21 protein-coding genes are annotated in these 23,084 nt (G+C 65.0%); 9 read left to right on the plus strand and 12 right to left on the minus strand.

The window, feature by feature from the left end; genetic code table 11:
• Positions 1 to 12: 12 nt before the first annotated feature.
• The 5 genes from P9255_RS14175 (at position 13) to P9255_RS14195 (ending at position 3,655) form a co-directional block, all read left to right on the plus strand.
• Entirely contained in the window at positions 13 to 765 is a 753-nt protein-coding gene (locus tag P9255_RS14175; RefSeq protein ID WP_309764506.1) for a DUF3106 domain-containing protein, read from the plus strand.
• 8 nt (positions 766 to 773) lie between these two features.
• Positions 774 to 1,316 carry an RDD family protein gene (locus tag P9255_RS14180; RefSeq protein WP_309789881.1) on the plus strand — a complete coding sequence of 181 codons (543 nt, stop codon included), beginning with the start codon at positions 774 to 776 and terminating at the stop codon, positions 1,314 to 1,316.
• Between the two features lie 259 nt (positions 1,317 to 1,575).
• Complete coding sequence (locus tag P9255_RS14185; RefSeq protein ID WP_309764504.1) at positions 1,576 to 2,313, plus strand: TetR/AcrR family transcriptional regulator; 738 nt, start codon at positions 1,576 to 1,578, stop codon at positions 2,311 to 2,313.
• Positions 2,313 to 2,897 (plus strand): TIGR00730 family Rossman fold protein, encoded by a 585-nt coding sequence (locus P9255_RS14190; RefSeq protein WP_309789882.1) that lies wholly within the window; start codon positions 2,313 to 2,315, stop codon positions 2,895 to 2,897. The genes P9255_RS14185 and P9255_RS14190 overlap by 1 nt, the downstream gene beginning before the upstream one ends.
• Positions 2,898 to 2,908: 11 nt before the next feature.
• Positions 2,909 to 3,655 (plus strand): SDR family oxidoreductase, encoded by a 747-nt coding sequence (locus P9255_RS14195; RefSeq protein ID WP_309764502.1) that lies wholly within the window; start codon positions 2,909 to 2,911, stop codon positions 3,653 to 3,655.
• A 5-nt stretch (positions 3,656 to 3,660) separates the two neighbouring features.
• Here P9255_RS14195 and P9255_RS14200 read toward each other — a convergent pair whose 3' ends face one another.
• The 7 genes from P9255_RS14200 to sugE form a co-directional block, all read right to left on the minus strand.
• Complete coding sequence (locus P9255_RS14200) at positions 3,661 to 4,536, minus strand: DUF5672 family protein (protein ID WP_309789883.1); 876 nt, start codon at positions 4,534 to 4,536, stop codon at positions 3,661 to 3,663.
• A 130-nt stretch (positions 4,537 to 4,666) separates the two neighbouring features.
• Entirely contained in the window at positions 4,667 to 5,245 is a 579-nt protein-coding gene (locus tag P9255_RS14205; RefSeq protein ID WP_404980434.1) for a DUF924 family protein, read from the minus strand.
• 2 nt (positions 5,246 to 5,247) lie between these two features.
• Complete coding sequence (locus P9255_RS14210; protein WP_309789885.1) at positions 5,248 to 5,979, minus strand: alanyl-tRNA editing protein; 732 nt, start codon at positions 5,977 to 5,979, stop codon at positions 5,248 to 5,250.
• An 88-nt stretch (positions 5,980 to 6,067) separates the two neighbouring features.
• A complete protein-coding gene (locus tag P9255_RS14215; protein WP_309764498.1) occupies positions 6,068 to 6,475 on the minus strand; it encodes a group II truncated hemoglobin in 408 nt (135 codons plus the stop codon).
• Between the two features lie 13 nt (positions 6,476 to 6,488).
• Entirely contained in the window at positions 6,489 to 9,092 is a 2,604-nt protein-coding gene (locus tag P9255_RS14220) for an ABC transporter permease (protein WP_404980334.1), read from the minus strand.
• Positions 9,089 to 9,718 carry a DUF4126 domain-containing protein gene (locus tag P9255_RS14225; RefSeq protein WP_309764497.1) on the minus strand — a complete coding sequence of 210 codons (630 nt, stop codon included), beginning with the start codon at positions 9,716 to 9,718 and terminating at the stop codon, positions 9,089 to 9,091. The genes P9255_RS14220 and P9255_RS14225 overlap by 4 nt, the downstream gene beginning before the upstream one ends.
• Positions 9,719 to 10,259: 541 nt before the next feature.
• Complete coding sequence (gene sugE / locus P9255_RS14230) at positions 10,260 to 10,580, minus strand: quaternary ammonium compound efflux SMR transporter SugE (RefSeq protein WP_309764496.1); 321 nt, start codon at positions 10,578 to 10,580, stop codon at positions 10,260 to 10,262.
• A 227-nt stretch (positions 10,581 to 10,807) separates the two neighbouring features.
• On the opposite strand from sugE, the gene P9255_RS14235 reads away from it, so the two are divergent.
• Together P9255_RS14235 and cydB are read left to right on the plus strand one after the other, a co-directional pair.
• On the plus strand, positions 10,808 to 12,271 hold the full coding sequence (locus P9255_RS14235; RefSeq protein ID WP_309764495.1) for a cytochrome ubiquinol oxidase subunit I: 1,464 nt from the start codon (positions 10,808 to 10,810) through the stop codon (positions 12,269 to 12,271).
• 30 nt (positions 12,272 to 12,301) lie between these two features.
• Entirely contained in the window at positions 12,302 to 13,309 is a 1,008-nt protein-coding gene (gene cydB / locus P9255_RS14240; RefSeq protein WP_309789886.1) for a cytochrome d ubiquinol oxidase subunit II, read from the plus strand.
• Between the two features lie 13 nt (positions 13,310 to 13,322).
• Here the strand turns inward: cydB and P9255_RS14245 are convergent, their stop codons facing one another.
• Genes P9255_RS14245 through P9255_RS14255 form a run of 3 tightly spaced genes read right to left on the minus strand, consistent with a single transcriptional unit; the run spans position 13,323 to position 15,697 of the window.
• Positions 13,323 to 13,802: a hypothetical protein gene (locus P9255_RS14245; RefSeq protein WP_309764493.1), complete on the minus strand. Its 480-nt coding sequence runs from the start codon at positions 13,800 to 13,802 to the stop codon at positions 13,323 to 13,325.
• A 37-nt stretch (positions 13,803 to 13,839) separates the two neighbouring features.
• Positions 13,840 to 14,397, minus strand: coding sequence for a peroxiredoxin (locus tag P9255_RS14250; RefSeq protein WP_309764492.1), 558 nt, complete (start codon positions 14,395 to 14,397; stop codon positions 13,840 to 13,842).
• A gap of 37 nt (positions 14,398 to 14,434) precedes the next feature.
• The gene (locus tag P9255_RS14255; RefSeq protein WP_309764491.1) at positions 14,435 to 15,697 is read right to left on the minus strand and encodes an EAL domain-containing protein; all 1,263 of its coding nucleotides are present in this window, start codon (positions 15,695 to 15,697) and stop codon (positions 14,435 to 14,437) included.
• A gap of 458 nt (positions 15,698 to 16,155) precedes the next feature.
• Here P9255_RS14255 and P9255_RS14260 point away from each other — a divergent pair, with 458 nt between their 5' ends.
• Together P9255_RS14260 and P9255_RS14265 are read left to right on the plus strand one after the other, a co-directional pair.
• Positions 16,156 to 18,030, plus strand: a complete 1,875-nt coding sequence (locus P9255_RS14260) for a GGDEF domain-containing protein (RefSeq protein WP_309764490.1) — start codon at positions 16,156 to 16,158, stop codon at positions 18,028 to 18,030.
• A 140-nt stretch (positions 18,031 to 18,170) separates the two neighbouring features.
• Positions 18,171 to 19,643: an HDOD domain-containing protein gene (locus P9255_RS14265; RefSeq protein ID WP_309789887.1), complete on the plus strand. Its 1,473-nt coding sequence runs from the start codon at positions 18,171 to 18,173 to the stop codon at positions 19,641 to 19,643.
• A 53-nt stretch (positions 19,644 to 19,696) separates the two neighbouring features.
• Here P9255_RS14265 and P9255_RS14270 read toward each other — a convergent pair whose 3' ends face one another.
• Together P9255_RS14270 and P9255_RS14275 are read right to left on the minus strand one after the other, a co-directional pair.
• Positions 19,697 to 19,921 carry a hypothetical protein gene (locus P9255_RS14270; RefSeq protein WP_309764488.1) on the minus strand — a complete coding sequence of 75 codons (225 nt, stop codon included), beginning with the start codon at positions 19,919 to 19,921 and terminating at the stop codon, positions 19,697 to 19,699.
• 1,295 nt (positions 19,922 to 21,216) lie between these two features.
• Entirely contained in the window at positions 21,217 to 22,839 is a 1,623-nt protein-coding gene (locus tag P9255_RS14275) for a methyl-accepting chemotaxis protein (protein ID WP_309789888.1), read from the minus strand.
• Between the last annotated feature and the right edge of the window lie 245 nt (positions 22,840 to 23,084).

Genomic DNA, 23,084 nt, shown 5'->3' on the forward strand with positions numbered 1-23,084 from the left:
GGGAATCTTCGGGTGAGTTACAAGCGCGGTCTCGCGATTGTCTTTGGCTGCGCGATTGCGGGTCTGGTCGCGTTCGCCGCCACTTACCCGCGCTTCTACTCGTCCCCTGCTGCCTCGACCGCTAACCAGGCCGCGCCCGTCGGGGCGAGCGCCGCCGCCGACAACGACGGCCTGCCGCTTGCCGCGCTGTCGGCGAATCCGCTCTCGTGGAATCGCCTGACGGACGCGCAGCATGCCGCGCTCGCGCCGTTCGCCGCGCAGTGGGATTCGTTCAGCGACGAACGCAAGCAGAAGTGGCTGAAGATCGCGTCGCGCTATCACCGGATGTCGCCAGAAGCGCAGAAGCGCCTGCATCAGCGCATGCAGGAATGGGTTCGGATGACGCCCGACGAACGCAAGGTCGCGCGGGAAAACTACCAGGTGTCGAAGTCGGTGCCGCTCGACAAGCGCGAGCGCGCGTGGGACGCGTATCAGAAGCTCCCCGAGGATCAGAAGAAGAAGCTCGCCGCGAGCGAGCACAATCGCCGTCCGACGGTCGTCAGCGCGCCGCCGACCGGCAAGACGGAGGTCAAGGACATCAACCGTCTCGTCACCGCACGCGAGCAGGGCCATGCCGCCGGGCACGCGCAAGGCGAATCGGGCGCATCGGCGTCGCTGCCGGGCGTGTCATCGCAGCCGGCCATCCCGAACGCGGCGAGCATCGTCCCCGCCACGCCGATTCCTGTTTCGCCGCAGCAAGCGCCGTCGATGTACAACGGATCATAGACGCGCGAATGAACGACGTCCGCGCCGCCGATCCGACCATCCCGCCGCTTCACGCGCCCGCGCTGCGCCGCCGTCTCGCGACGATGGTGTACGAAGGCGTCATTCTGTTCGGCGTCGTGTTCATCGCCGGCTATCTCTTCAGCACGCTCACGCAGCAACGCAACGGCCTCGCGCATCACAACCTCTTGATGTCGTGGATCGGCGTCGTGCTTGCTGCCTACTTCGTGTGGTTCTGGACGCACGGCGGACAGACCTTGCCGATGAAAACCTGGCGCCTGAAAGTCGTCGATGCGCGCGGCGAGCCTGTCAAACCCGGGCGCGCCCTCGCCCGCTATGCGTTCGCATGGCTGTGGTTCCTGCCGCCGCTCGCGCTGCATCCGCTGTTGTCGCTGGCCGTGCCGCAAACGCTCGTCGTGTTCGGCGTCTGGGTCACGCTGTGGGCGGCGGCCGTCCGGCTCGATCCGGCGCGCCAGTTCCTCCACGATCGGCTCGCAGGCACGCGCATCGTCGCGGCGCCCGCGAACGCCGCCAAATCGGCACCGCGCAACTGATAAGAAGTCCTCGTGACCGTCGCCGCCCGGTCACGGCCGCGACCGCTCGCGCCCGCGTTCGCCGCATGGATCGCGCGGTCCGCGAAGTGATGGCGATGACCTGACTCCGTCTTATAAAAAGGAAACCCCGCCGGCAGAGGCAAGTCCGGGAAGGCAGAGACGCGGTTTATAATCGTCCGATATTCTCAAAAATAGCAACGGAAGCGGACGGGAGCACTCTCTGCACGCCCGCGCGAGCCGGATGCCAAGGTCGGACGACATGGAAGCGAAACCTCCCCGCCGCACCCGCGAACGGATTCTCGAGCTGTCACTGAAGTTGTTCAACGATATCGGCGAACCGAACGTCACCACGACGACCATCGCCGAGGAAATGGAGATCAGTCCAGGCAACCTGTACTACCATTTCCGCAACAAGGACGACATCATCAACAGCATCTTCGCGCAATTCGAGCAGCAGATTCAGAAGCGGCTGCGCTTCCCGGACGATCACCGTCCGACCATCGACGAGATGTGGTCGTATCTGCAGTACATGGCCGATTTTCTGTGGGCGTACCGGTTCCTCTATCGCGACCTGAACGACCTGCTCGCACGCAACCGCACGCTCGAGACGCACTTCAAGCAGATCATCACGCACAAGGTGCGCTTCGCCGGCCAGTTGTGCGAAGCGCTCGTCGCGGACGGCGAGATGGTCGCGACACCCGACGAAATCAAGGTGATCGCGACGAACATCGGTGTGATCTCGACGTACTGGCTCTCGTACCAGTACGTGATGAACCCGCGCAAGTACAACGATCAGGAAGCGATCCGCGCGGAGCTCCATCAGGCGAGCCTGCATATCATCTCGATCATGGCGCCGTATTTGCGCGGCCGCTCGCGTCAGCTTTTCGACGATCTGGTGTCCGGTAGACTACCCAAGCGCCAATACGCGGATTTCCTGCCGCCGCGCGACGATGCGGCCGCCGCATCGAAGACCGAAACACCGAAGGATTCCCGATAATGAAGGCAGTCTGTGTCTATTGCGGCTCCGCGACCGGAGCCCGCCCCGTCTATGCCGAAGCGGCCAGAGCGTTCGGCCGCGCGCTCGTCGAAGCCGATTTGTCGCTCGTTTATGGCGGCGGCCGTGTCGGCTTGATGGGCCTCATCGCCGATGAGGTTCTGGCCGCCGGCGGACGCGCCGTCGGCGTCATTCCCGAGCTGTTGCTGGCGAAGGAGGTCGGGCATACGGATTTCACCGAACTGCACGTCGTGCCCGACATGCACGAGCGCAAGAAGAAGATGGCCGATCTCGCCGATGCGTTCGTCGCGATGCCCGGCGGCGTCGGCACCTTCGAAGAATTCTTCGAGGTCTATACGTGGGCGCAGCTCGGCTATCACCAGAAGCCGGTCGGCCTGCTGAACGTGAACGGCTATTTCGAGCCGCTCCTGTCGATGCTTCGCCATACCGTCGAGGAAGGCTTCATGCGCAAGCCGTATCTCGACCTGATCCAGATCGCCGCCGACTCCGGCGAGATGATCGCGAAACTCGAAGCGTACACGCCGCCCGCCCACGACAAGTGGTCGGAAAATCGCAACGTCGTCTGAGGATCGAATCGATGTCGAAAGTCATCCTGATTACCGGGGCAAGCCGCGGCATCGGCCGCTCGGCTGCCGTGCTCGCGGGCGCGCGCGGCTGGTCGGTCGGCGTCAACTATGCGACCAACGCGCGTGCCGCCGATGAAACCGTCGCCGCCGTGCAGGCCGCGGGCGGCAAGGCGATCGCCATTCAGGGCGACGTATGCGACGAAGCCGCGATCCTCGCGATGTTCGACGCCACCGAAGAAGCCTTCGGCAAGCTCGACGGCGTGGTGAACAACGCGGGCATCGTGGCTCCCGGGTCGGCGCTCGCGGATATGGACGTCGCGCGTCTCAAGCGCATCTTCGATACGAACGTGCTCGGCGCGTATCTCTGCGCGCGTGAAGCGGCGCGGCGGCTGTCGCGCTCGCGCGGCGGCAAGGGCGGCGCGCTCGTCAACGTGTCGTCGGCGGCGGCGCGGCTCGGAGCGCCGAACGAATACATCGACTATGCCGGGTCCAAAGGCGCCATCGATGTGTTGACCATCGGGCTATCGAAGGAACTCGGGCCGCAAGGCGTGCGCGTGAACGCCATCCGCCCCGGCCTCATCGAAACCGATATTCACGCGAGCGGCGGAAAGCCGGACCGCGCACAGGTGCTCGGCGTGCAGACGCCGCTCGGGCGGCCGGGCACGGCGGATGAAGTCGGCGAATCGATCGTGTGGCTGCTGTCGGATGCGTCGTCGTATGTGACGGGGGCGATTCTGGATGTCACCGGCGGGCGGTGAGCCGATCACGCCGGCTCTGTCGCAAATTCCACCCGATACCCGCGCCGCAGAAGCATCTGCACGACATCCGTCTCTCGGAACGCCCTTTCCATCGTGCTGCGCGGCACGGAATAGCGAACCGTCGGTGGATCGATGCTGACGAGGCGGCGCCATCGGCAATGATGGCCGAAGAGCTGCATCGGATCGGTGCCGCCGTCATGGTAGCCGGCGAATTCGAGGGAGAACCGCTGGCAGACGGCGAGCGGCGGATAGCGCAGACCGACACCCTCCAGCCGTTCTCTCAAGACCGCAGTCAACTGTACGTCCTCGTTTTGGGCATAGGTCAGCCAGCGGATTTCGATCGGTTCGCCGCCTACGAAGTCGGGCGGCGATAGCTCGTACTTGATGTGCGGATGGTCGATGAGCGCGCGCATCATGCGCCGGCTGCGCAGGCTGAAGCCGCCGTTGAGCACTGGCATGATGACGTGGTCGGATTGGCCTAGCCGGCTACACCACGAGAATTCTCCCATCCAGCCGCTGCCCGACGGCGATGTCACCCACGCGAGATGATTCGTCGCGCCGATGTAGTCGTATTGAAGGAATTCATCGCGCCAGTTCGCTGCATCGAGCACCCAGCCGTCATCCTGGACGACGATCGCATACTCGGTGTCGATGAAGCGCCACAGCCCGAACAACATGAACCAGCTGTACTCGTAGTAGTTCATCGGAGCGATCGCGCGGTAATGAATGACGGGCGACAGATGCGCGGGACATTGCGGCGAAAAGAGCACGACCCGTGCACCCGGCATGCGCCGCGCACTTAATTCGAGCGCATAGGCCGCGCCCTGAGCGTGGTCGAGCCCGGTCACGGAGACGAGCGTAATGTTGCTGAAATCAGGCATGGCACATGGAGCTGCTGCGTTGTCTCGTCGTTTCCCGCAGCGAGCGCATCCGTCGCGAGACTTCGATTCTAGACGGCGCACGCTATTTGGCGACTCGTCTGGCGTAAAGCTTCGTCAAGAACCGTGCGACTCAGAACCCGCCATGCTTCGCCAGCCACGCCGCTTCTTCGGGCGTCGTGGCGCGCCCGAGAATCCGGTTGCGATGCGCAAACCGCCCGAACCGCCAGATGACTTCCGCGTGCGCCACCGCCGATTCATAAAAGCTCGCGACACCCGTTTCGTCTTTTAGCTTCTCGAAGAGACGCAGCGATTCACGCTGGCTTTCCATCGATTCATCGTGCTCGAACGGCATGTACGCGAACGCGCGATGGTACGCCGTCGGCAGGCCCAGGTCGTCGCCCTTTTCGACCATCGCCTTGGCAAGCGAGAGCGCCCGTTCGTCCCCGGCGAACGCACGCGGCGTATGGCGATGGCAATTGCGCGACAACTGGTCCAGCAGCACGATCAGCGCAAGCGCGCCAGGCGACGAACGCTCCCAGGCCTGAAGGCCGCCCGCCTGCGCGTCGTCGAGCAGGGAGCCGAAGCGTTCGACGAGCATCGCATCGAACGCGCGCTTTTTCGTCCACCACTGCTTGCGCTCGGTCCCGAACTCGGGCGAACCCGCCGCGCCGAACCACGCGTCGAGCACCGCCTGCGCGCGAGGATCGATACTCAAGCCAGTTCCAGCACGAGCCGCCGCGTGCGTGCGCTTTTCTTCTCGAGCTTCGCGATGCGCAGCCCGCCGATCTCGCCGGTGTTGCGCACATGCGTGCCGCCGCACGGCTGCAGATCGACGTTCTCGATGCGCAAGAGCCGCACGCGGCCGAGACCCATCGGCGGCTTCACGCTCATCGTGCGTACGAGTTCGGGGCGCGCGGCCATTTCGTCGTCGGTGATCCATTCGGTGCGAACGTCGTGCGATCCGCCGATCAATTCACGCAGCTTCGTCTCCACGCCTTCCCGCTCGATCGGCTCGACGGTCGCGAGATCGAGCCGCGCGTAGTCGGTCGTGATGCTGCAGCCATCGACCGGATACGGCAGCACGGCGCAGATCAGATGGCTCGCCGTATGCAGCCGCATATGCCGATACCGCCGCGCCCAGTCGATCTCCGCGCTCACCCTGTCGCCCGCCTGCAGCTTCGCGAGCGCGTCTTCCTGGCCGGGCGCGGGCACGTGCACCGCGTCGTCGGGCGTCGCGCCTTCGAACCTGGCCTTGCGCGTATCCGCGATGGCGATGACCGTGCCGTCCCCGAGCGTCAGCGTGCCCGCATCGCCCGCCTGGCCGCCGCCGAGCGGATAGAACACGGTCTGGTCGAGATGGATGCCCGTTTCGTCGATTCCGGTGATGGTCGCGTCGCAGCGCGTCTGATAGGCGTCCTCGCGAAAGAGTGCGCGTGTGCTCATGACTTCTTGTCCTCGATTGGCTTGGCCGGTGATCCGACAGATGATGCCGCAAACGAGCGCGGCCTCGCCCGATACAAAAGCGGGCGAATCAACCGGGACGGTTGCGCATCCAGTCGGCGGTATCGAAGAAGGAAGTCAGCAGGCGTTCGCGCAACGGCTCGGGCAGGCCGATGTCTTCCATCGCCCACGCCATGCAGCGCAGCCATTGGTCGCGCTCGGCGGACGCGATTGCGAACGGCAGATGGCGCGCCCGCAAGCGCGGATGCCCGAAGCGGCTGATGTAGTGGTCCGGTCCGCCCATCCAGCCGCACAGGAACCAGAACGTCTTGTCGCGCGAATTGTCGAGCGTCGGCGGATGCAGCGCGCGGATGCCCGCGAACTCCGGCTCGAGGTCCATCAGGTCATAGAAACGATCGACGAGCGCACGCACCCGCTCCTCGCCGCCGACCAGTTCGAACGCGGTCGGTTGTTGCTCTTGGTCAGTCACTTCGGTCATTGCTTCCACAAAATTACGCGTCGCGCAGCGATTGCAGCGCCGGACGGGCCAGCACGCGACGCAGGCTCAGCCAGCCGCCGAGCCCCGCGCACGCGATGCCCGCGACGATGCCCGCCGGCACGAGCCACGGATTGAAATCGATATGAAATTCGAACACGCGCGACGCCAGCACATAGCCGATGCCTTGTGCGCCGAGCGCGGCCATCAGTCCCGCGAGCGCGCCGACTGCGACGAACTCGGCGACCTGCACCGAGCGCACCTGCCTGTGGGACGCGCCGAGCGCCCGCAATAGCGCCGATTCGCGCATGCGCTCGTCGCGCGTGCCGGCAAGGGCGGCGTACAGCACGAGCACGCCCGCCGCGAGGGTGAACAGGAACAGGAACTGGACCGCGCCGATCACCTGGGCGAGCGTGCGCTGAATCTGCGCGAGAATCGGCGCGGTATCGATGGCGGTGACGTTCGGATAGGCGGCGATGAGGCCGTCGATCATGCGCTGGTCGTCGGCGGGCAGATGAAAGCTCGTGATGAACGTCGCGGGCAGATCGGCGAGCGCCTCGGGCGGCATCAGCACGAAGAAGTTGACCTTGAACGAATTCCAGTCGACCTTGCGCAGGCTCGTCACGGGCGCTTCCACCGGCAGCCCCGCGACGTCGAAGCGCAGCACATCGCCCATCTTCACGCGAATGGTTTTCGCGATGCCCTCCTCGATCGACACCTGCGGCCTGGCGTCCGTGCCGAACCACGCGCCTTGCGTCACGCGGTTGTCGTCGGGCAGCGCGGTCGTGTAGGAAAGATTGAATTCACGATCGACGAGACGCCTGGCATCGGCTCGCTCGTAGCTGTCCGGGTTGACCGGCTTGCCGTTGATCGACACGAGACGCGCGCGCACCATCGGCGACAGCGCGGCCTGCGGCTGGCCGTGTCCGTGGAGATAGGCGAGCACGCCGTCGCGCTGCTCGGGCTGGATGTCGATCAGGAACTCGTTGGGCGCATCCGGCGGCGTGGCGTCGCGCCAGCCCTTGATGAGATCGTTGCGCGTCATCGCGATCAGCAACAGGCACATCAGGCCGATGCCGAGCGCGGTGATCTGCAACGCGCTCGCCCCGCTGCGCCGCTCCAGCGACGCCAGCGCATACCGCCAGCCGACGCCCGCGCGGCTTTTCTCGCGGCGCACGATACGCGCCGCCGCCCACAGCGCCGCCCGCGCGATCGCGCCGAACAGCAGCAGCCCCGCCGCGAAGCCGCCCGCGACGATGCCGCCGAGCTTCAGTTCGCCCGCCGCGACGACGAGCAGCGCCGCGAACAGCAGCACGCCGACGCTGTACGCCGCATAAGCGACGCGCCCGGCATCGCCCAGTTCGCGGCGAATGACGTGGACCGGCGGCACGCGCGTGAGCGGCAACAGCGGCGGCAGCGCGAAGCCGAGCAGCAGCACGAGGCCCATCGCGATGCCTTCGAGCGCCGGCCACGCGCTCGCTGGCGGCAGTTCGACATCGACGAGCGAGCCGAGCCAGTGCAGCAGCACGAGATGGCCGATGAAGCCGAGCGCGATGCCCGCCGCGCTGCCGATCACGCCGATCGCGAGAAATTCGTTGAGAAACAGCGCACGCAGCGTGCGCTGGCTGACGCCGAGACAGCGCATCGCGGCGCAGCCGTCGAGATGGCGCCGGGCGAAGCGATGCGCGGCCATCGCGATGGCGACCGCCGCCAGGAGCGCCGTCAGCAGCGAGACCAGCGTCAGGAAGTGACTCGCGCGGTCGATGGTCTGCCGCACTTGCGGCTGCCCATCCGACAGCGATTCCAGCGACACACCGCGCAGCTTGCCGCCATCGGTCTTGTCGCGGGCGAACTGCGCGAAGCGATCCACCTGCGCATCCGGCCCCGCCACCAGCAGCCGGTAGGTCACACGGCTTCCGTAACCGAGCAGGCCCGTGCCGGCGATTTCGTCGGCGCGCATCATGAGGCGCGGCGAGAAGTTGATGAACGAAAAGCCGCGATCCAGCTCGCGCGTGATGACGGCGGCCACGGTGAACGTCCGCGTGCCGACCTTCACGGTGCCGCCGGCTCGGGTCTTGAGCGCATCGAGCAGCGCGGGATCGACCCAGACGGTGCCGGGAGCGGGAATGCCCTGCGCGGGCGCGTCGGGGGTATCCGGCGCGGGCGCGATGCGCAGCTTCCCGCGCAACGGATAGCCATCGGTGACGCCCTTGATCGCCGCGAGCCGCGACAGCGGCTCGCGCGATGTCGCGCTGATCATGCTCGGGAAGATCGTCGTGCCGGCGGTGTCGAGTCCGAGCGAGCGGGCTTCTGCGGCGAACATCGCATCGACGGGGTGATCGGCGCGCACGACGAAATCGGCGGCGATCATCTGACGGCCATCGCGCGCGAGACCCTGACGCATGCGATCGGCGAGAAAACCGACGCTGGCGAGCGCCGCCACCGCGAGCACCAGCGCGAGCAGGAGCATCGTGAGCTCGCCGGCCCGCCAGTCGCGTGCGGTCATGCGCCACGCCTGGCGCACGGTCTGCAGGAAGTCGAGCCGGGCTGTCGGATGCGTATCGTGGAGAGAAGGCGACGCTTTGGCCGCGGGTTTGTCGTTGCGGGCTGCGGTGCTCAATCGTGCTTGCTCCGCAGTCGGTTGATCGGGTGATGCGTGCCGGGCATCATGTGCTTCGCCATGCGCAGCACGCCCCCGTGCACGCCGCGCACGAGCCTGGGCAGCGCCCATCCGGCGACGACGAGAAACGCGATCAGCATGATGAGAAACAGCAAGGGGACGAAGAACGCTAGCGCGAGCCCGCCGAGTGCGCCGATGTCTTCGGTGGCGGAGGCGGCCCAGTTCGACACCGGCTCTGGCGACAGATTGATGAGGGCGCGCGTGCCTGCCTTGGCGAAATGCGACGCCCCGGCGAGCGTGCCGCCTGCGAGCGCGGCGACGGTGAGCATGGCCGGATCGGCGTGTCCGAGGGAGCCGGCGGCGAGCACGGCGCCGGCTGGAATGCGGATGAGGGTGTGGATGGCGTCCCAGAGCGAATCGAGCGCGGGGATTTTATCGGCGAGGAATTCGACGACCGTGAGAAAGCCTGCGACGCCGATGACCCATGGCGAGGCGAGCACGGCGAGGGAATCCGGCAGGTGAATGAGCCCGATGCGCTCGAACAGTCCGGCGATGAAGACGGTGAGATACAGGCGCAGCCCGCTCGCCCATGAGAGGCCCGCCGCGAGCGAAAGTGACTCTAGCATTGCTGTCTCCTGTCGGCCGGAGTTAGCGCTTTAGCGCTTACTCCGGCCCCATGCAAAGCTGTCGGCCGGAGTTAGCGCTTCAGCGCTCACTCCGGCCCCATGCAAGGCTGTCAACGGCAGTTAGCGCTTTAGCGCTTACTGCCGTCCCATGCAAAGCTGTCGACCCGAGTTAGCGCTTCAGCGCCTACTCGCATCCCATGCAAAGCTGTCGATCCGAGTTAGCGCTTCAGCGCTTACTCGGATCCCATGCAAGGCTGTCGATCAAAGTTAGCGCTCCACCGCTTCCTCCGATCCCACGCGAATACGCACCGCCGTGGCCACGTGCATCGAACGGCCGATTCCGGCAAACACGCGAGAGTGCAGCAAGCGCGAGATAAAAACGACGCGTCCAGACACTCGAGCGCTCTCAAGAAAGTCTTAAGACCATTATATCCACGCAAAAGCGCGCGGTGCACCGGGCGTCCAAGCGATTGCCGTTCCCGCGATTCTCGCCCGGCATCGGTATCGAAAAGCGCAACGATGTTCACCGATGCGCCGCGCCTCAATGTCCCGACGTCAGCTTGAGGCCGATCAACCCCGCGACGATCAGCACTGCACTGACAATACGCGCCGCCGACACCGCCTCGCCCATGAACACGATGCCGAACACGAACGCTCCGACCGCGCCGATGCCCGTCCACACGGCATAGGCGGTGCCGAGCGGCAACTGCCGCATGGCCATCGCGAGCAGCACGAAGCTGCCGACGGCGGTGACGAGCGTGAAGACAGACGGCCCGAGTTTCGTGAAGCCCTCGGACGATTTGAGCCCGGCCGCCCATGCGACTTCCAGCAGACCGGCGATGAAAAGAAGGATCCAGGACATCAGTGACTCCCTGTAAAAGCGGGGCCGTCCCCGATGAGTCGAAGCGCGTGCGGTCGTCCGGCACGGCTATAGCTTAGCGAATCGGCCATTCTATTACAGCAGCGCGGATGCACGGGGCGTCGACCGGTCCCGCGAAACTGGTGTATCAAGAGGCAACCAGGAAAGCGACACACAGAGCAACCAACGAAGCAACGAACAAGACACGAAGAACCGGCCAGGGAGCGTTCATGCATATCGACTCGGTGCTGTTGTCCCGTTTTCAGTTCGCGTGGGTGGTCGCATTCCACATCCTGCTGCCCGCATTCACGGTCGGCCTCTCGTGCTTCATCGCGACGCTCGAATTCAACTGGTGGATCACGAAGCGCGATGTCTTCCGCCGTCTCTCCGCCTTCTGGCTGAAGATTTTCGCGGTGTCGTTCGGCATGGGCGTCGTGTCGGGCATCGTGATGCCGTTTCAGTTCGGCACCAACTGGAGCCGCTACGCCGACAAGACCGCGAACGTGGTCGGCTCGCTGATGGGCTACGAAGTGCTCACCGCGTTCTTCCTCGAATCGGCGTTCCTCGGCGTGCTGCTGTTCGGCCGCAAGCTCGTGCCGCAGTGGGCGCACGTCATGTCCGCGATGTTCGTCGCGATCGGCACGCTCATATCTTCGTTCTGGATTCTCGCCGTCAATAGCTGGATGCAGACGCCCCAGGGCTACCGCATCCTGCCGGATGGCCGCTTCGAGGTGGTGAGCTTTTTCGACGTCATCTTCTCGCCGTCGTTCCCGTTCCGACTCGCGCATACCGTGACCGCGTTCCTCGTGACGACGGCCTTCGTGATACTCGGCGTCGGCGCGATGTACATGCTGCAGCGGCGCGCGATCGAGGAAAGCCGCGTGATGCTGAAGATGTCGCTGATCTTTCTCGCCATCATGGTGCCGCTCCAGATGGTGATCGGCGATGCGCACGGCCTCAACACGCTCAAGCATCAGCCCGCCAAGCTGGCGGCGATGGAGGCGCTCTGGGAAACGGGATCGCGCGTGCCCGCGAATCTCTTTTCGATTCCCGATCAGGACGAAGAGCGCAATCACTTCGAAATCTCGATTCCCGTGCTCGGCAGCCTTTACCTCACGCACGACCCGAACGGCGTCGTGCGCGGGCTGAAGGATTTCCCGCGCGAGGATCGTCCGCCTGTCGCGGTCGTGTTCTTCGCCTTTCACATCATGGTTGGCGTGGCGCTGCTGATGCTCGCGACCGTCGCGAGCGGCGTCGTCCTGTTCGCGCGCGGCAAGCTCGAAAACAGCCGCCGATGGCTGCGCGCGGCGACCTTCACGATGCCGCTCGGCTTCATCGCGGTGATCGCCGGATGGACGACCACCGAAGCCGGCCGGCAGCCGTGGACGGTGTACGGCATCCTGCGCACGCGCGATTCGGTGACGCCCTCGCTCACCACCGGCGATGTCGCGCTGTCCTGGCTGCTCTACGTGCTCGCCTACACGGTGATCTTCGGCGCGGGCTTCATCCTGCTCCGGCGTCTGGTGCGTATCGGCCCCGCGCAGGCGACGCAGGATCACGAGAACGACATGCTTCAGCCGAAGACGCGGGCGGCGCGGCCGTTGTCGGCGGTGTCGTCGGGCGGCGAGACGTCGCGGCAGACGGGCCACGTCGCGACGAGCGACGACATCGTGCCGCCGCGCAGGCCGAACTAGCCGATTCCATCATCGATAACGGAGACCGCAATGCTCGATCTCGTGCCGCTGTGGGCCGCCATTCTGGCGCTGGCCGTCTTCATGTACGTGCTGCTCGACGGCTTCGATCTCGGTGTCGGCATGCTCTTTCTGCTGCGCCGCGATCCGGAGGAACGCAACCTCATGATCAACTCGGTGGCGCCCGTATGGGACTTCAACGAGACGTGGCTCGTGCTCGGCGGCGGCGGCCTGTTCGCCGTGTTCCCGCTCGCGTTCGCGATCATCGTCCCGGCGGTCTACTTCCCGATTCTCTTCATGCTGCTCGGCCTGATCTTTCGCGGCGTCGCGTTCGAATTCCGCGAAGTGACGGGCGCGCGCAAGTGGCTGTGGGATCGCGCGTTCGCTTACGGCTCGCTCGTCGCGACGTTCGCGCAAGGCATCGTCCTCGGCATGTTCATCCAGGGCTTTCCGATCCACGGACGGCAGTTCGCCGGCACGAGCTGGGACTGGGTCGCGCCGTTTCCGCTGCTCGTCGGCGTCGGGCTGATCTTCGGCTATTCGCTCCAGGGCGCGACGTGGCTCGTCCTGAAAACGGAAGGCGATTTGCAGGACTGGGGCCGCAGGATGGCGCGCGTCGCGCTGATCGGCGTGATTGCGTTCATCCTGCTCATCAGCGTCTGGACGCCGCTCGAAGATGCGCGCATCGCGGCGCGCTGGTTCGGCTTTCCGGGCAGCCTCGCATTCGCGCCGGTGCCGGTGCTGACCGCGCTGCTCGCCTGGACACTGTGGTCGAGCCTCGGCAAAGGCCGCGAAGCGCTGCCCTTCGTCTGCTCGATGGGCCTCTTCTTTCTCGCGTTCACCGGCCTCGTCATCAGCCTGTGGCCGTTCATCGCGCCGCCATCGGTGACTTTGTGGGACGCATCGGCGTCGCCGATTTCGCATACGTTCTTTCTCATCGGCACGATGTTCCTGCTGCCCGTGCTGATGGTCTACGTGACATGGTCGTACTGGGTATTCCGCGGGAAAGTGCGCGGCGATATCGGCTACCACGTCGAATGACGCGGCGTTCCGCTCAGAGCTTTTGCTGAACCGCGAGCGACAGGATGCGCGCCCACTGGCGCGCCTCCGCGCGGTTGCGCATCGGCAGACGCCACTGGCCGTGCGCGGGATCGACGACATCGAGCAACACCTGCCAGCCCTCGCTTTCGTCGATCCTCGCGCCACGCAGGTCCGCGAAGATATAGTGGCCGCGCTTCTCGCCGACGCGCACGTCGAGCAGCCGCTTGCCCGCCGCGAGCCGCACGCCGCCCCACTCGCGCGCGAGTTCGTGCGTCCAGCCGGCGCCGTCATCGCCCTTGATGCGCGGCAGATTCGGCGCGATCTCGCGACGCCGCGCGAGCCAGTACGCAATGGCCGCCGCGATCGCCGCCGCGGCCACCAGCGCGACGCCGATTGCGACCGACAGCCCGAAGCGGGCATCAATCGCATTGAAGGACCACACCGCGCCGTAGATCAGCGCGGCGAGCGCGACGAGCGCTAGAACGATCGGCATGGCGCTTGTCTGGGTCTCAACGCGTGAACTGGCGCCGTCACTGCGCTTTGTGCTTCGCGTTCCAGTCGCGCAGCGCCTGCAGTGTATTCGCGACATGCTGATCCGGCGACAGGCTCGTGTATTCGTAGATGACCTTGCCGTCGGGCGCGATCACATACGACACGCGATTGGCCATCGAGCTTTTCATCGGCATGGCGGCGTCGTAGGAGCGGATGATCTTCGATCCGTCGTCGGCGGCGACCGGGAATTTGCTGCGGCATTCGCTCACGGAGAAGCGCTTGAGCGTGTCGATATCGTCGTGTGATACGCCGATCACCGTCGCGCCTTCGGCCTTGTACTGATCGACCGCCTCGGCGAACTGATGCGCCTCGATCGTGCAGCCCTTCGTGAACGCCGCCGGATAGAAGTACAGCACGACGGGGCCTTGCTTCAGCGCATCGGCGAGCGAGTAATCGTAGACGTTGCCACCCAGCGACGCTTTCGCGACGAAGTCCGGCGCGGCATCGCCCGGCTTGAGCGTCGCGCCCGCCGTGAGCGGACAAAGCGCCGCGGCACACGCGATCGCCACGGCCAGTCTCCCCAATCCGTTCCTCATGTGCCCTCTCCCATCCTGACGTTGATCGAACCGCGCTTCAGTCGAGCGGCTGCCCCGCGAACCACGCCGCCGCCTCCACCTGCAACCGGGCGAGCAGCGCGGGCGTCAGCGCGTCGAGCGCGGGTTCCGCGAGCCGGCAGGTATCGATGGCGCGGGCATCGCCCCGTTCGGCCGCCTGCGCGATGCCGAGCAGCGCGCCGAGCACGCCCTCGCCGGCGAGGATCGCCGAGCTGATATCGGCCGCCAGATGCAGCTTATCGACAATTTGCGCCGGCTGCATGTCGAGCACGACATGCACCAGCGAGAACACGCCCGCCATGAACGCCGCGTCGGAGAAGGCTTCATCCGATGGACGCAGCGCATGCGCCGCGAGCTCCATGAACCGCGCCCGCGCGCCGACGAGTTGCAGCAGCGGATCGGAACGCCACGGCAGGCCGCTGCCGTCGGCATAGAGCAGCAGTTGCGTCCAGCGCATCAACTGGCGCGTGCCGGCCGCGGCCACCGCCTCGCGCAGCGACGACACGCGCCGCCCGCGCGCATGTGCGCTCGAATTGGCGAGGCGCATCAATTGCAGCACGATGTCCGGATTGCGCTTGAGTTCGGCTTCGAGTTCTCGCAAGCCAGGCTCGGCCCCGAGCACTGCGAGCAGCCGCAGCAGCGTGCCGCGCGCGGGACTCGCGCGACGCGCCGACAGCACTTGCGGGCGCGCGAAGAAATAGCCCTGGAAGAGATCGAAACCGAGATCGCGCGCTTCCAGGAAAGCCTCGTGCGTCTCCACTTTCTCCGCGACGAGCAGCTTGCCGTGCCGCTTCGCGAGCGACGCGAGTTCGGCGAGGTGGCTGCGCTCCGCCGCGAGCAGATCGACCTTGACGATATCGACCGATGACAGCGCGGCGAGCAGCGTGTCGTCGATGCGCGCGACATCGTCGAGTGCGAAGCGAAAGCCTTCGCGGCGCAACTGCGCGCATCGCTTGAAGAGGGCGTCGTCGAACACGATGCTCTCGAGCAGTTCCAGCACGAACCGCTCGGGATGCATCAGATGCACGATGTCGTCAAACAGCAGCTCGCGACTCATGTTGACGTAGCCCGCATGCAGGCCGAGCACCGCCGATACGCCCATCTCCCCGACCGTGCGCGCGACGACGTGAGCGGTCGCCTGGACGTCGTCGTGCACGCGCGCGCGATTGTCGGGGCTATCGCGAAAGAGCAGTTCGTAAGCGGCGAGCGCGCCGGCGCCATCGAGAATCGGCTGGCGTCCGACATAAACGCGCGGCGCACGCGTTGACGGGAAATGGGTCATGACGAAAACGGGCGGGCGACGGCGCAACCCAGGGCTGCGCCCCGCGCGAGCGCAAAGGTTTGCGCGAAGAGTTGACGGACAGGAGGCGGGCACGCGGGCCGGCGTGCGTCGGCCTGCAATGGAGTGGCATCGAGCATGAGGCGGAACGTGTCGAGCAAGTTCTCGGATTCGATCGAACCACGCGGCACGGCGCAGCACGGCGCGGGGCAAGCGGTCGATCGCCAGAACGCGCCACTGTAAACGAAAACGCGAGCCGGAGCCTGGATTCGCTCGCCGTGCATGGGCATTAAAGAAATGGCGCGCGCCGCCGATAACTCGCCTGATAGAGCGTGCCGCGCCGTGCCGGCACGGCCAGCACGGTAGCCGCTCGATGCGGCAACCGCGCCGCCGCGAGCGTCCGATGCGTGGGTTGCGTCGACCGCTGACGGCGTGCGCCGCCGCGAGAACCCTAACAGACCATGCAAGCGAACCGGATCAACGACTCCCGCCGCGCACCCTGGCGCATCGCGCTCGATGCGCTGCGCCGCGCATGGGGCGGCGCAGCGCAAGCGCACCACGAGACTGACGAGCGCGCGCGCCCCGTCGACGACGCACCCGCGCCCGCGACCGTGCGCCCTGCCCGCGCGCCGGAGTTCGAACCGACGCTCGCTCCCGTCGATTTCCTCGCGCAACTCGACGACGCCTTGCGTTTTCAGTACGTGTCGGATGCGAGCATCGATTTCATCGGCTATCACCGCGACTACCTGAACATGCTGACGCTGCACGATCTCGTGCCGTCGGAGGAAGCGGATGAACTGAACGCGCTGATCGCCCGCGCGCGCATGAGCGGCAAGCTCGAATCGGCGACACTGAATCTTGTGAAGTCGCTCACTTATCCGATCTGCGTCGAGCTGCGTCTGATGTCGACCGATGCGCTCGGCACGCCGGGCTTCGCGCTCGCCGCCTTCGACGTATCGCGCTGGCGGGAGCGGGAACTGTCGCTCGTGCATGCGCTGCATCACGATCCGCTGACCGGTCTGGAAAACGCGACGGCGCTCGAAGGCGCGATCGGCGCGGCGCAGGCCGAAGCGGAGCAGACACGCACGCAGGCGGCGCTCGTGCTGCTCGATATCGACGATTATCAGCGCATCAACCGGGCGCTAGGCTACGACGCCGGCGACGACATGCTGCGCGAGACCGCGCGGCGCATCCAGCATACGGCCACGCACGGCGAGCGCGTGGCGCGCATGGCCGGCGACGAGTTCGCCGTGCTGCTGCCCGCCGGCGCGACTGCCGAGGCCGCCGAAAGCCTCGGCCGGCGTCTCCTGACCGCGATCGCGCAGCCGTACCGGTATCGCGGGCAGCACACGCATTTGTCGGCGAGCGTGGGCGTCGCCCTGTATCCCGATCTGGCGGCGGCAAAGAACGCAGCAGGCAAGCAAGGCAAGCCCGGCGTGCAGGCGAGCCTGCTGCGCATGGCCGATCTCGCGCTCGCGCAGGCGAAGGCGGCCGGAGGCAACACGCTCGTCTTCCATACCTTCGACGACAACCCCGCCGACGCCGAGCGCCTGAAGCTCGAAGCCGATCTCTACGAAGCCGTGCGCAACGGCGAGTTCTCGCTCTTTTTTCAGCCGATCACGAAGATCCGCACGGGCGCGGTCGTCGGCGTGGAAGCGCTGATGCGATGGAATCATCCGGTGCACGGGCTCGTGCCGCCGTCGCTCTTCATTCCGCTCGCGGAGTCGATCGGTCTCATCAACTATCTCGGCAACTGGGTGCTGAAAGCCGCTTGCATGCAGCTCGTGCAGTGGGACGCCATCGGCATCCGGCTGGATTACGTATCGGTGAACGTGTCGCCGCAGCAGTTCCGCGACAAGCGTTTCATCGCGGCGGTGAAGGAAGCGATCGCGCTGACGGGCATCGACGCGGAAAGAATCGTCTTCGAGATTACCGAAAGCCTCTTGATGCAGGACCCGGAGGAAGCGACGCGCCTGCTCGAAACACTGCGCTCGCTCGGCATTCGCTTCGCCGTCGATGACTTCGGCACCGGCTATTCGAGCCTTGCGTATCTGCAGCGCTTCCCGTTGTCGAAGCTCAAGATCGACCGCAGCTTTGTCGAGAACCTGATTACGTCGCGCAACAACCGCGCGATCGTGAGCGCGGTCGTGGGGCTCGCGCAGTCGCTCGGGCTCGAGCTCGTCGCGGAGGGCGTCGAGACGGAAGCGCAGCGCGATCTGCTCGCGGATCTCGGCTGCGATCACATACAGGGCTGGCTGATCAGTCACGCGCTGCCGTCGGAGGAACTGGCGCGCTCGTTCCAGTCGCACTCGCTGCTGTTGCACGAGACATTATGAGAGTACGCATGTTCGTGTTCTAATCGACGATCGCGCCTCGATTTATCGACGCCTTCCGTCTCTTCGGGCAAGACCGAACGGATGGATGCGCTTCAGCCGCTTCGGATTAGCCGTTGCGAGAACGATAGGTTTTATTACGCATGGCACGCACCAAGGCCGAACTACTGGACAAGTTGTGGGGGCGCATGAGCGAGCGCGGGGATTTCCCGATGCTCTCTCAGGCGCTGCGCACGACCGTGTCCGCGATGAGCGACGACGACCTCGACTTCACGGCGCTCGTGCAAGTCGTGCTGTCGGATTTCGGGCTCACGCAGAAGGTGCTGCGTCTCGCCAATTCCGCCATGTACATGGCTTTCGGCGGCAACATCACGACGGTCACGCGCGCGCTGATGGTGCTCGGCATGGACGCGGTCGGGCATCTGGTCGTGGGCCTCAAGCTCGTCGATCACTTTCATCACAGCGCGCCGCGCCGTATCGACGCCAAGCTGGAGCTCAACCGCACGCTGCTGTCGGGCACGGTGGCGCGGCAGGTCACGGAACGCATCGATTTGCGCTCGGCGGAGGAAGCCGTCGTCTGCACGCTGATGCGGCAGATCGGCAAGCTGCTCGTCGCGTTCTATCTCGAGCATGAGTGGGATCAGCTGCGGCGCAAGGCCGCTGCCGAGCGCATCAGTGACAGTCACGCGTGCGCCGAACTGTTGGGCGTGACGTTCGAGGAAATCGGCATCGAGGCGGCGGACCGCTGGCGTCTTCCGGAGACGATTCGCGCGGGCATGCGCGTGAGCGATCCCAGCGCGCCTCCTGATGAAACCGTGCCGAGGCATGTGCGCTGGCTGCAGGCCGTCACCAACTATTCGACGGAAGTCGCCGATGCGCTCACCGCGCAGAACGTGGCCGCGGACGGACGCGAATCGATGCTGGTCGATCTCGCCGAACGTTATTGCGGCGCGCTCAACACCGATGCGGAAACGCTCGCGGCGATGAGCCTCGCGCTCGCCAACGAGGAGAGCGGCGACGGCGTGATGCGCGAGATCGTCGAGTTGCAGGCCAACGCGGATGCGATCGCGCGGGCGGGCGTGTCGGCGGAGGCGCGCATCGGCGCGAGCCTCGAGGACTTGCGCTCGCTGCCGTCGAAGAACGCGTTGGGGCCGGTGCTCGCGCTCGCATCGGAAGCGGTGCTCGCGGGGCTCGGGTTGTCGCGCACGGTGGTGTTCGTGCGGCAGGCCAACAACGAGTTTCAGGCGCGGCTCGGGCTGGGTTCCGGTATCGAGCCGATGCTGCCGGCGCTGCGATTTGCCGCCGAGTTCCGGCCGGACGTGTTCCATCTTGCGATTACGAATCCGGTGGGGATTTTCATCGAGAATGCTCACGATGCGCGTATCGACGCGCGGCTGCCCCGCTGGTACAAGGAGACGCTCGGCGAAGCGCAGGCGTTCGTGCTGCTGCCGGTGAAATCGAACGATACGACCGTTGCGCTCGTTTATGGCGACTGGACGATCGGCCAGCATGTGCACAAGATTTCGCCGCAAGAGATGGCTGCGCTCAACGAACTCACGCGGGAGTTGAGCCGTTTTTTTTCTAACGCGAACTGGAAGGAAGTCGAGCTGATCTGAATGCTCGGTTTCTCTTGCAGTTCGCGTCCTCTCAGCGTTTATTCAGCGTATTTTCAGCGTTTCAGGATGGCTACGGCCTGCCCGGCGTATCGCACGATGTAGCCGCCGTGGCTGCGCTGCCAGTCGAGTGCCTCGGGCTCGCTCGCGAACCAGTTCTTTTCGAAGTCGTTGAACGCGCCGGCGTCGAGGCGGTATCGATCGATGCAGGCGGGTTCGCGTGTGTCGATGTCGGCTTTGCATGCGTCCCAGGTTGGATAGCCCAGTTCGATGGCCAGCATCGATAGCATGTGCTTCAGCTGTAATTCGCTGCGCGAGGCGTGGAGGGTTGTCAGGCTCGGACTGCCGGGGGCTCTCGATGTTGCCGCCAGGCGGCGCAGTATCGGCAAGGCCGCGCTTGCATCGCCGTCGCGGGCTTGTCTGAGCAGACGTCGCGCGTGTTCGCGCAGGTAGTCGGTGTTGCTTGCGGACGATTCGATCGGACAGGATGTGGACCACATAACGTTGTTCCCTTTCTATGCGCCGTTCTCGCTGCGGCTGGATAAGGTTCGACGTTGCGGTTCGATACGCGTTCGATCGAACGCGTGGACGATGCTTTTTTTTACTGCCTGGCAGGTGCGTATGGCTTTCGCGAGAGTGGGCGCTCCTGCCGCGCCCTCATTGCGGTCGGGATTTTAGTTCTTGTTCCGGATTTTTCGCAAGGGGTGCGATTGGGTTTTCTGTGTACTTGGTCGTTCGGTGAACCTGGTCGTTCGGTGAACCTGTATTCGTGTCGGTCTATTAGTGCGCCCCTTCCCGGGGCGGGGGTCACTTTCTTGGCTGTCGACCAGAGTTGGCGCTTTAGCGCCTTACTCTGGTCCCATGCAAAGAAAGTAACCAAAAAAAGCAGCTTTTCGGGCCCAAAGCACAGTACGCGTAACCACTTCGTAGAACATCGGTGGCTCTCAGCTTGACAGAGCCCTGAATCACCTTCCACGCCCACTGACTACTTACGTCCTCCGAGCCCCTTGGCTCGTTAACACCGTCGTTCTTCACGGGCTGAGCATACAAAACCATGTCGTTTGTTAAACAAAACTCACCCACGAAGGGAAAGACACACGCCATTATTTAGACATCTTAATGTTTTCCCCGGTCCACGACCAGCGACTCACATCTTGGGCTTCACCTAGCAACCCGAACGAAATCCGCGATCGATGATCCATGGACTGCAAAGCATGGTGAAATCGATTGTGCGAAATGCAAGAGATGTACTTTGCGATTGATTAGGCATCCCGTTGGTGTTAGCGAGCCAAGGGGCTCGGAGGACGTAAGTAGTCAGTGGGCGTGGAAGGTGATTCAGGGCTGTGTCAAGCTGAGGGCCACGGGTGTTCTACGGAGTGACCACATGAGTTAGTGCTGCGGGCCCAGAGGCTGCTTTCTTTGGTTACTTTCTTTGCATGGGACCAGAGTAAGGCGCTAAAGCGCCAACTCTGGTCGACAGCCAAGAAAGTGACCCCCGCCCCGGGGAGGGGCGAGCTAATAGACCGACACGAATACAAGTTCACCGACAAATACAACCACCACGACCAACACAAGCTCAGCAAAGCTGAAACTTACCCACAAGCGCCTTAAGCGCGCGCGCTTGATCATCGAGCGATTGCGCCGCAGCCGCAGCCTGCTCCACGAGCGCCGCGTTCTGCTGAGTCCCCGCATCCATCTGCGATACCGCGTGTCCGATAGCCTCGATGCCCGTCTTCTGCTCCGCCGAAGCCGCCGATATCTCGCCCATGATGTCCGTCACGCGCCGCACCGCCTTGACCACTTCCTCCATCGTCGCGCCCGCTTCCTGCGCATAAGTCGAACCATCGGAAACACGCGAGACGGACGTATCGATCAACGTCTTGATCTCCTTCGCCGCCGCCGACGAACGCTGCGCAAGACTGCGCACCTCGCCCGCCACAACCGCGAAACCGCGCCCCTGCTCGCCCGCACGCGCCGCCTCCACCGCCGCGTTCAGCGCGAGGATGTTCGTCTGAAACGCAATCCCCTCGATCACGCCAATGATGTCGCCAATGCTCTTCGCGCTCGCATCGATGCGCTGCATCGTCTCGACCACGCGATTCACCACCGCGCCGCCCTTCTCAGCGATCTCCGACGCGTTGTGCGCGAGCGTCGTCGCCTGCATCGCGTTGTCGGCGTTCTGACGCACCGTCGACGTAAGCTGTTCCATGCTCGCCGCAGTCTTCTCCAGCGCGACAGCCTGCTCCTCCGTACGGCGCGACAGATCGACGTTGCCCGTCGATATCTCGCTCGACGCCGACGCAATCGCCTCCGCGCTCGCCGCAATATCGCCGACCGTCGCGGACAAGCCCGACTGCATCTCGGACAGCGCATAGAGCATGCTCGCATCGTCGCGACGCTTCAGCGCAATCGGATACGCAAGGTCGCCCGACGCAATGCGGCTCGCAATCTCCTTCGCATAGCCCGGCTCGCCGCCGAGTTGCCCCGACAGGCGCCGCACCATCCACTCGCTGACGACGATCGCCAGCACGAACAGCGCCGCCGTCAGCGCCAGCACGATCACGAACGACGACTGGAAGATGAACGCGGCCGCATCGATCGTGCGCTTCGCGGCAGCGCCGCGTCGCTCGACCAGCTCGTCGACCATTTTTTCCAGCTTGCCGGTCTCCACCAGCAACGAGACATCCTGCGTGCCGACCTGCCAGTTCATCTGCGAAAGATCGAGCGGCTGCTCCTTCACCAGCCTGACGAAGGTGCGCAGATTGCCACTCCACGTTCCGAGCGCCGCGGAAAAGCGCTTCTGCTGCGCGAGCGCGTCGGTGTCGGCGTGATCGACGTATTGCGATAACTGCGCCTGCTCCTTGCCGATTTCCGTCAGCGCGTGCTCGATCTGATCGCCGAGCTCGTCGCGCTCCTTCGCCGTCGACGCGGTGAGCAGCATCTTCTGCGAACGGCTCGCGCGCAACAGATACCCGCGCGTTTCCTCCGCCGCGCGGCTCGCGACATAGCCCTGCGTATAAATCGATTCCGTCGCGCCGTTGAGACGGCTGATCTGCGTGAGCGAGATCGCGCCGATGGCGAGCGTGCCCGCCAGCACGAGGCCGAACGCGAGGCGCAGCGATGCTTTGACGGATAGGCCGCGCCTGGCCGCGCGCGGTGAACCCGCGCGCCTGTCGGCGCGCAGCGTGTGCAGTTTCATCGATGATCCCCGTAATCGTTATGGTCGAGCGTGCGCGCTTCGGCGCGCTTCCATGCTCTGCTTCTGTGTGCATCTACGGCAGAGCTCCGGTTTTCTTTAACGTCATCCAGCGCGACCACTTGCTTCGCCCGATGCGACGCCCGTGCGCTTTTATAACCGGCCAAAAATCGCAAGCGTCTGACGAATGCATCGGGCAGCCGTGTCCGATTCGCGACAATTCTTGGCAGGACACCGCAAGCAAGACA

The organism is Caballeronia sp. LZ019, from assembly GCF_031450825.1.
GTDB lineage: Bacteria > Pseudomonadota > Gammaproteobacteria > Burkholderiales > Burkholderiaceae > Caballeronia.

What these genes read in the sequence shown, in the direction of transcription:
- P9255_RS14265 (WP_309789887.1), top strand. Translation starts at nt 18,171, where the DNA reads ATGGCACGCACCAAGGCCGAACTACTGGACAAGTTGTGGGGGCGCATG.
- sugE (WP_309764496.1), bottom strand. Translation starts at nt 10,580, where the DNA reads ATGTCCTGGATCCTTCTTTTCATCGCCGGTCTGCTGGAAGTCGCATGG.
- cydB (WP_309789886.1), top strand. Translation starts at nt 12,302, where the DNA reads ATGCTCGATCTCGTGCCGCTGTGGGCCGCCATTCTGGCGCTGGCCGTC.
- P9255_RS14255 (WP_309764491.1), bottom strand. Translation starts at nt 15,697, where the DNA reads ATGACCCATTTCCCGTCAACGCGTGCGCCGCGCGTTTATGTCGGACGC.
- P9255_RS14215 (WP_309764498.1), bottom strand. Translation starts at nt 6,475, where the DNA reads ATGACCGAAGTGACTGACCAAGAGCAACAACCGACCGCGTTCGAACTG.
- P9255_RS14225 (WP_309764497.1), bottom strand. Translation starts at nt 9,718, where the DNA reads ATGCTAGAGTCACTTTCGCTCGCGGCGGGCCTCTCATGGGCGAGCGGG.
- P9255_RS14195 (WP_309764502.1), top strand. Translation starts at nt 2,909, where the DNA reads ATGTCGAAAGTCATCCTGATTACCGGGGCAAGCCGCGGCATCGGCCGC.
- P9255_RS14190 (WP_309789882.1), top strand. Translation starts at nt 2,313, where the DNA reads ATGAAGGCAGTCTGTGTCTATTGCGGCTCCGCGACCGGAGCCCGCCCC.
- P9255_RS14275 (WP_309789888.1), bottom strand. Translation starts at nt 22,839, where the DNA reads ATGAAACTGCACACGCTGCGCGCCGACAGGCGCGCGGGTTCACCGCGC.
- P9255_RS14260 (WP_309764490.1), top strand. Translation starts at nt 16,156, where the DNA reads ATGCAAGCGAACCGGATCAACGACTCCCGCCGCGCACCCTGGCGCATC.
- P9255_RS14270 (WP_309764488.1), bottom strand. Translation starts at nt 19,921, where the DNA reads ATGCTGGCCATCGAACTGGGCTATCCAACCTGGGACGCATGCAAAGCC.
- P9255_RS14180 (WP_309789881.1), top strand. Translation starts at nt 774, where the DNA reads ATGAACGACGTCCGCGCCGCCGATCCGACCATCCCGCCGCTTCACGCG.
- P9255_RS14250 (WP_309764492.1), bottom strand. Translation starts at nt 14,397, where the DNA reads ATGAGGAACGGATTGGGGAGACTGGCCGTGGCGATCGCGTGTGCCGCG.
- P9255_RS14235 (WP_309764495.1), top strand. Translation starts at nt 10,808, where the DNA reads ATGCATATCGACTCGGTGCTGTTGTCCCGTTTTCAGTTCGCGTGGGTG.
- P9255_RS14200 (WP_309789883.1), bottom strand. Translation starts at nt 4,536, where the DNA reads ATGCCTGATTTCAGCAACATTACGCTCGTCTCCGTGACCGGGCTCGAC.
- P9255_RS14185 (WP_309764504.1), top strand. Translation starts at nt 1,576, where the DNA reads ATGGAAGCGAAACCTCCCCGCCGCACCCGCGAACGGATTCTCGAGCTG.
- P9255_RS14245 (WP_309764493.1), bottom strand. Translation starts at nt 13,802, where the DNA reads ATGCCGATCGTTCTAGCGCTCGTCGCGCTCGCCGCGCTGATCTACGGC.
- P9255_RS14210 (WP_309789885.1), bottom strand. Translation starts at nt 5,979, where the DNA reads ATGAGCACACGCGCACTCTTTCGCGAGGACGCCTATCAGACGCGCTGC.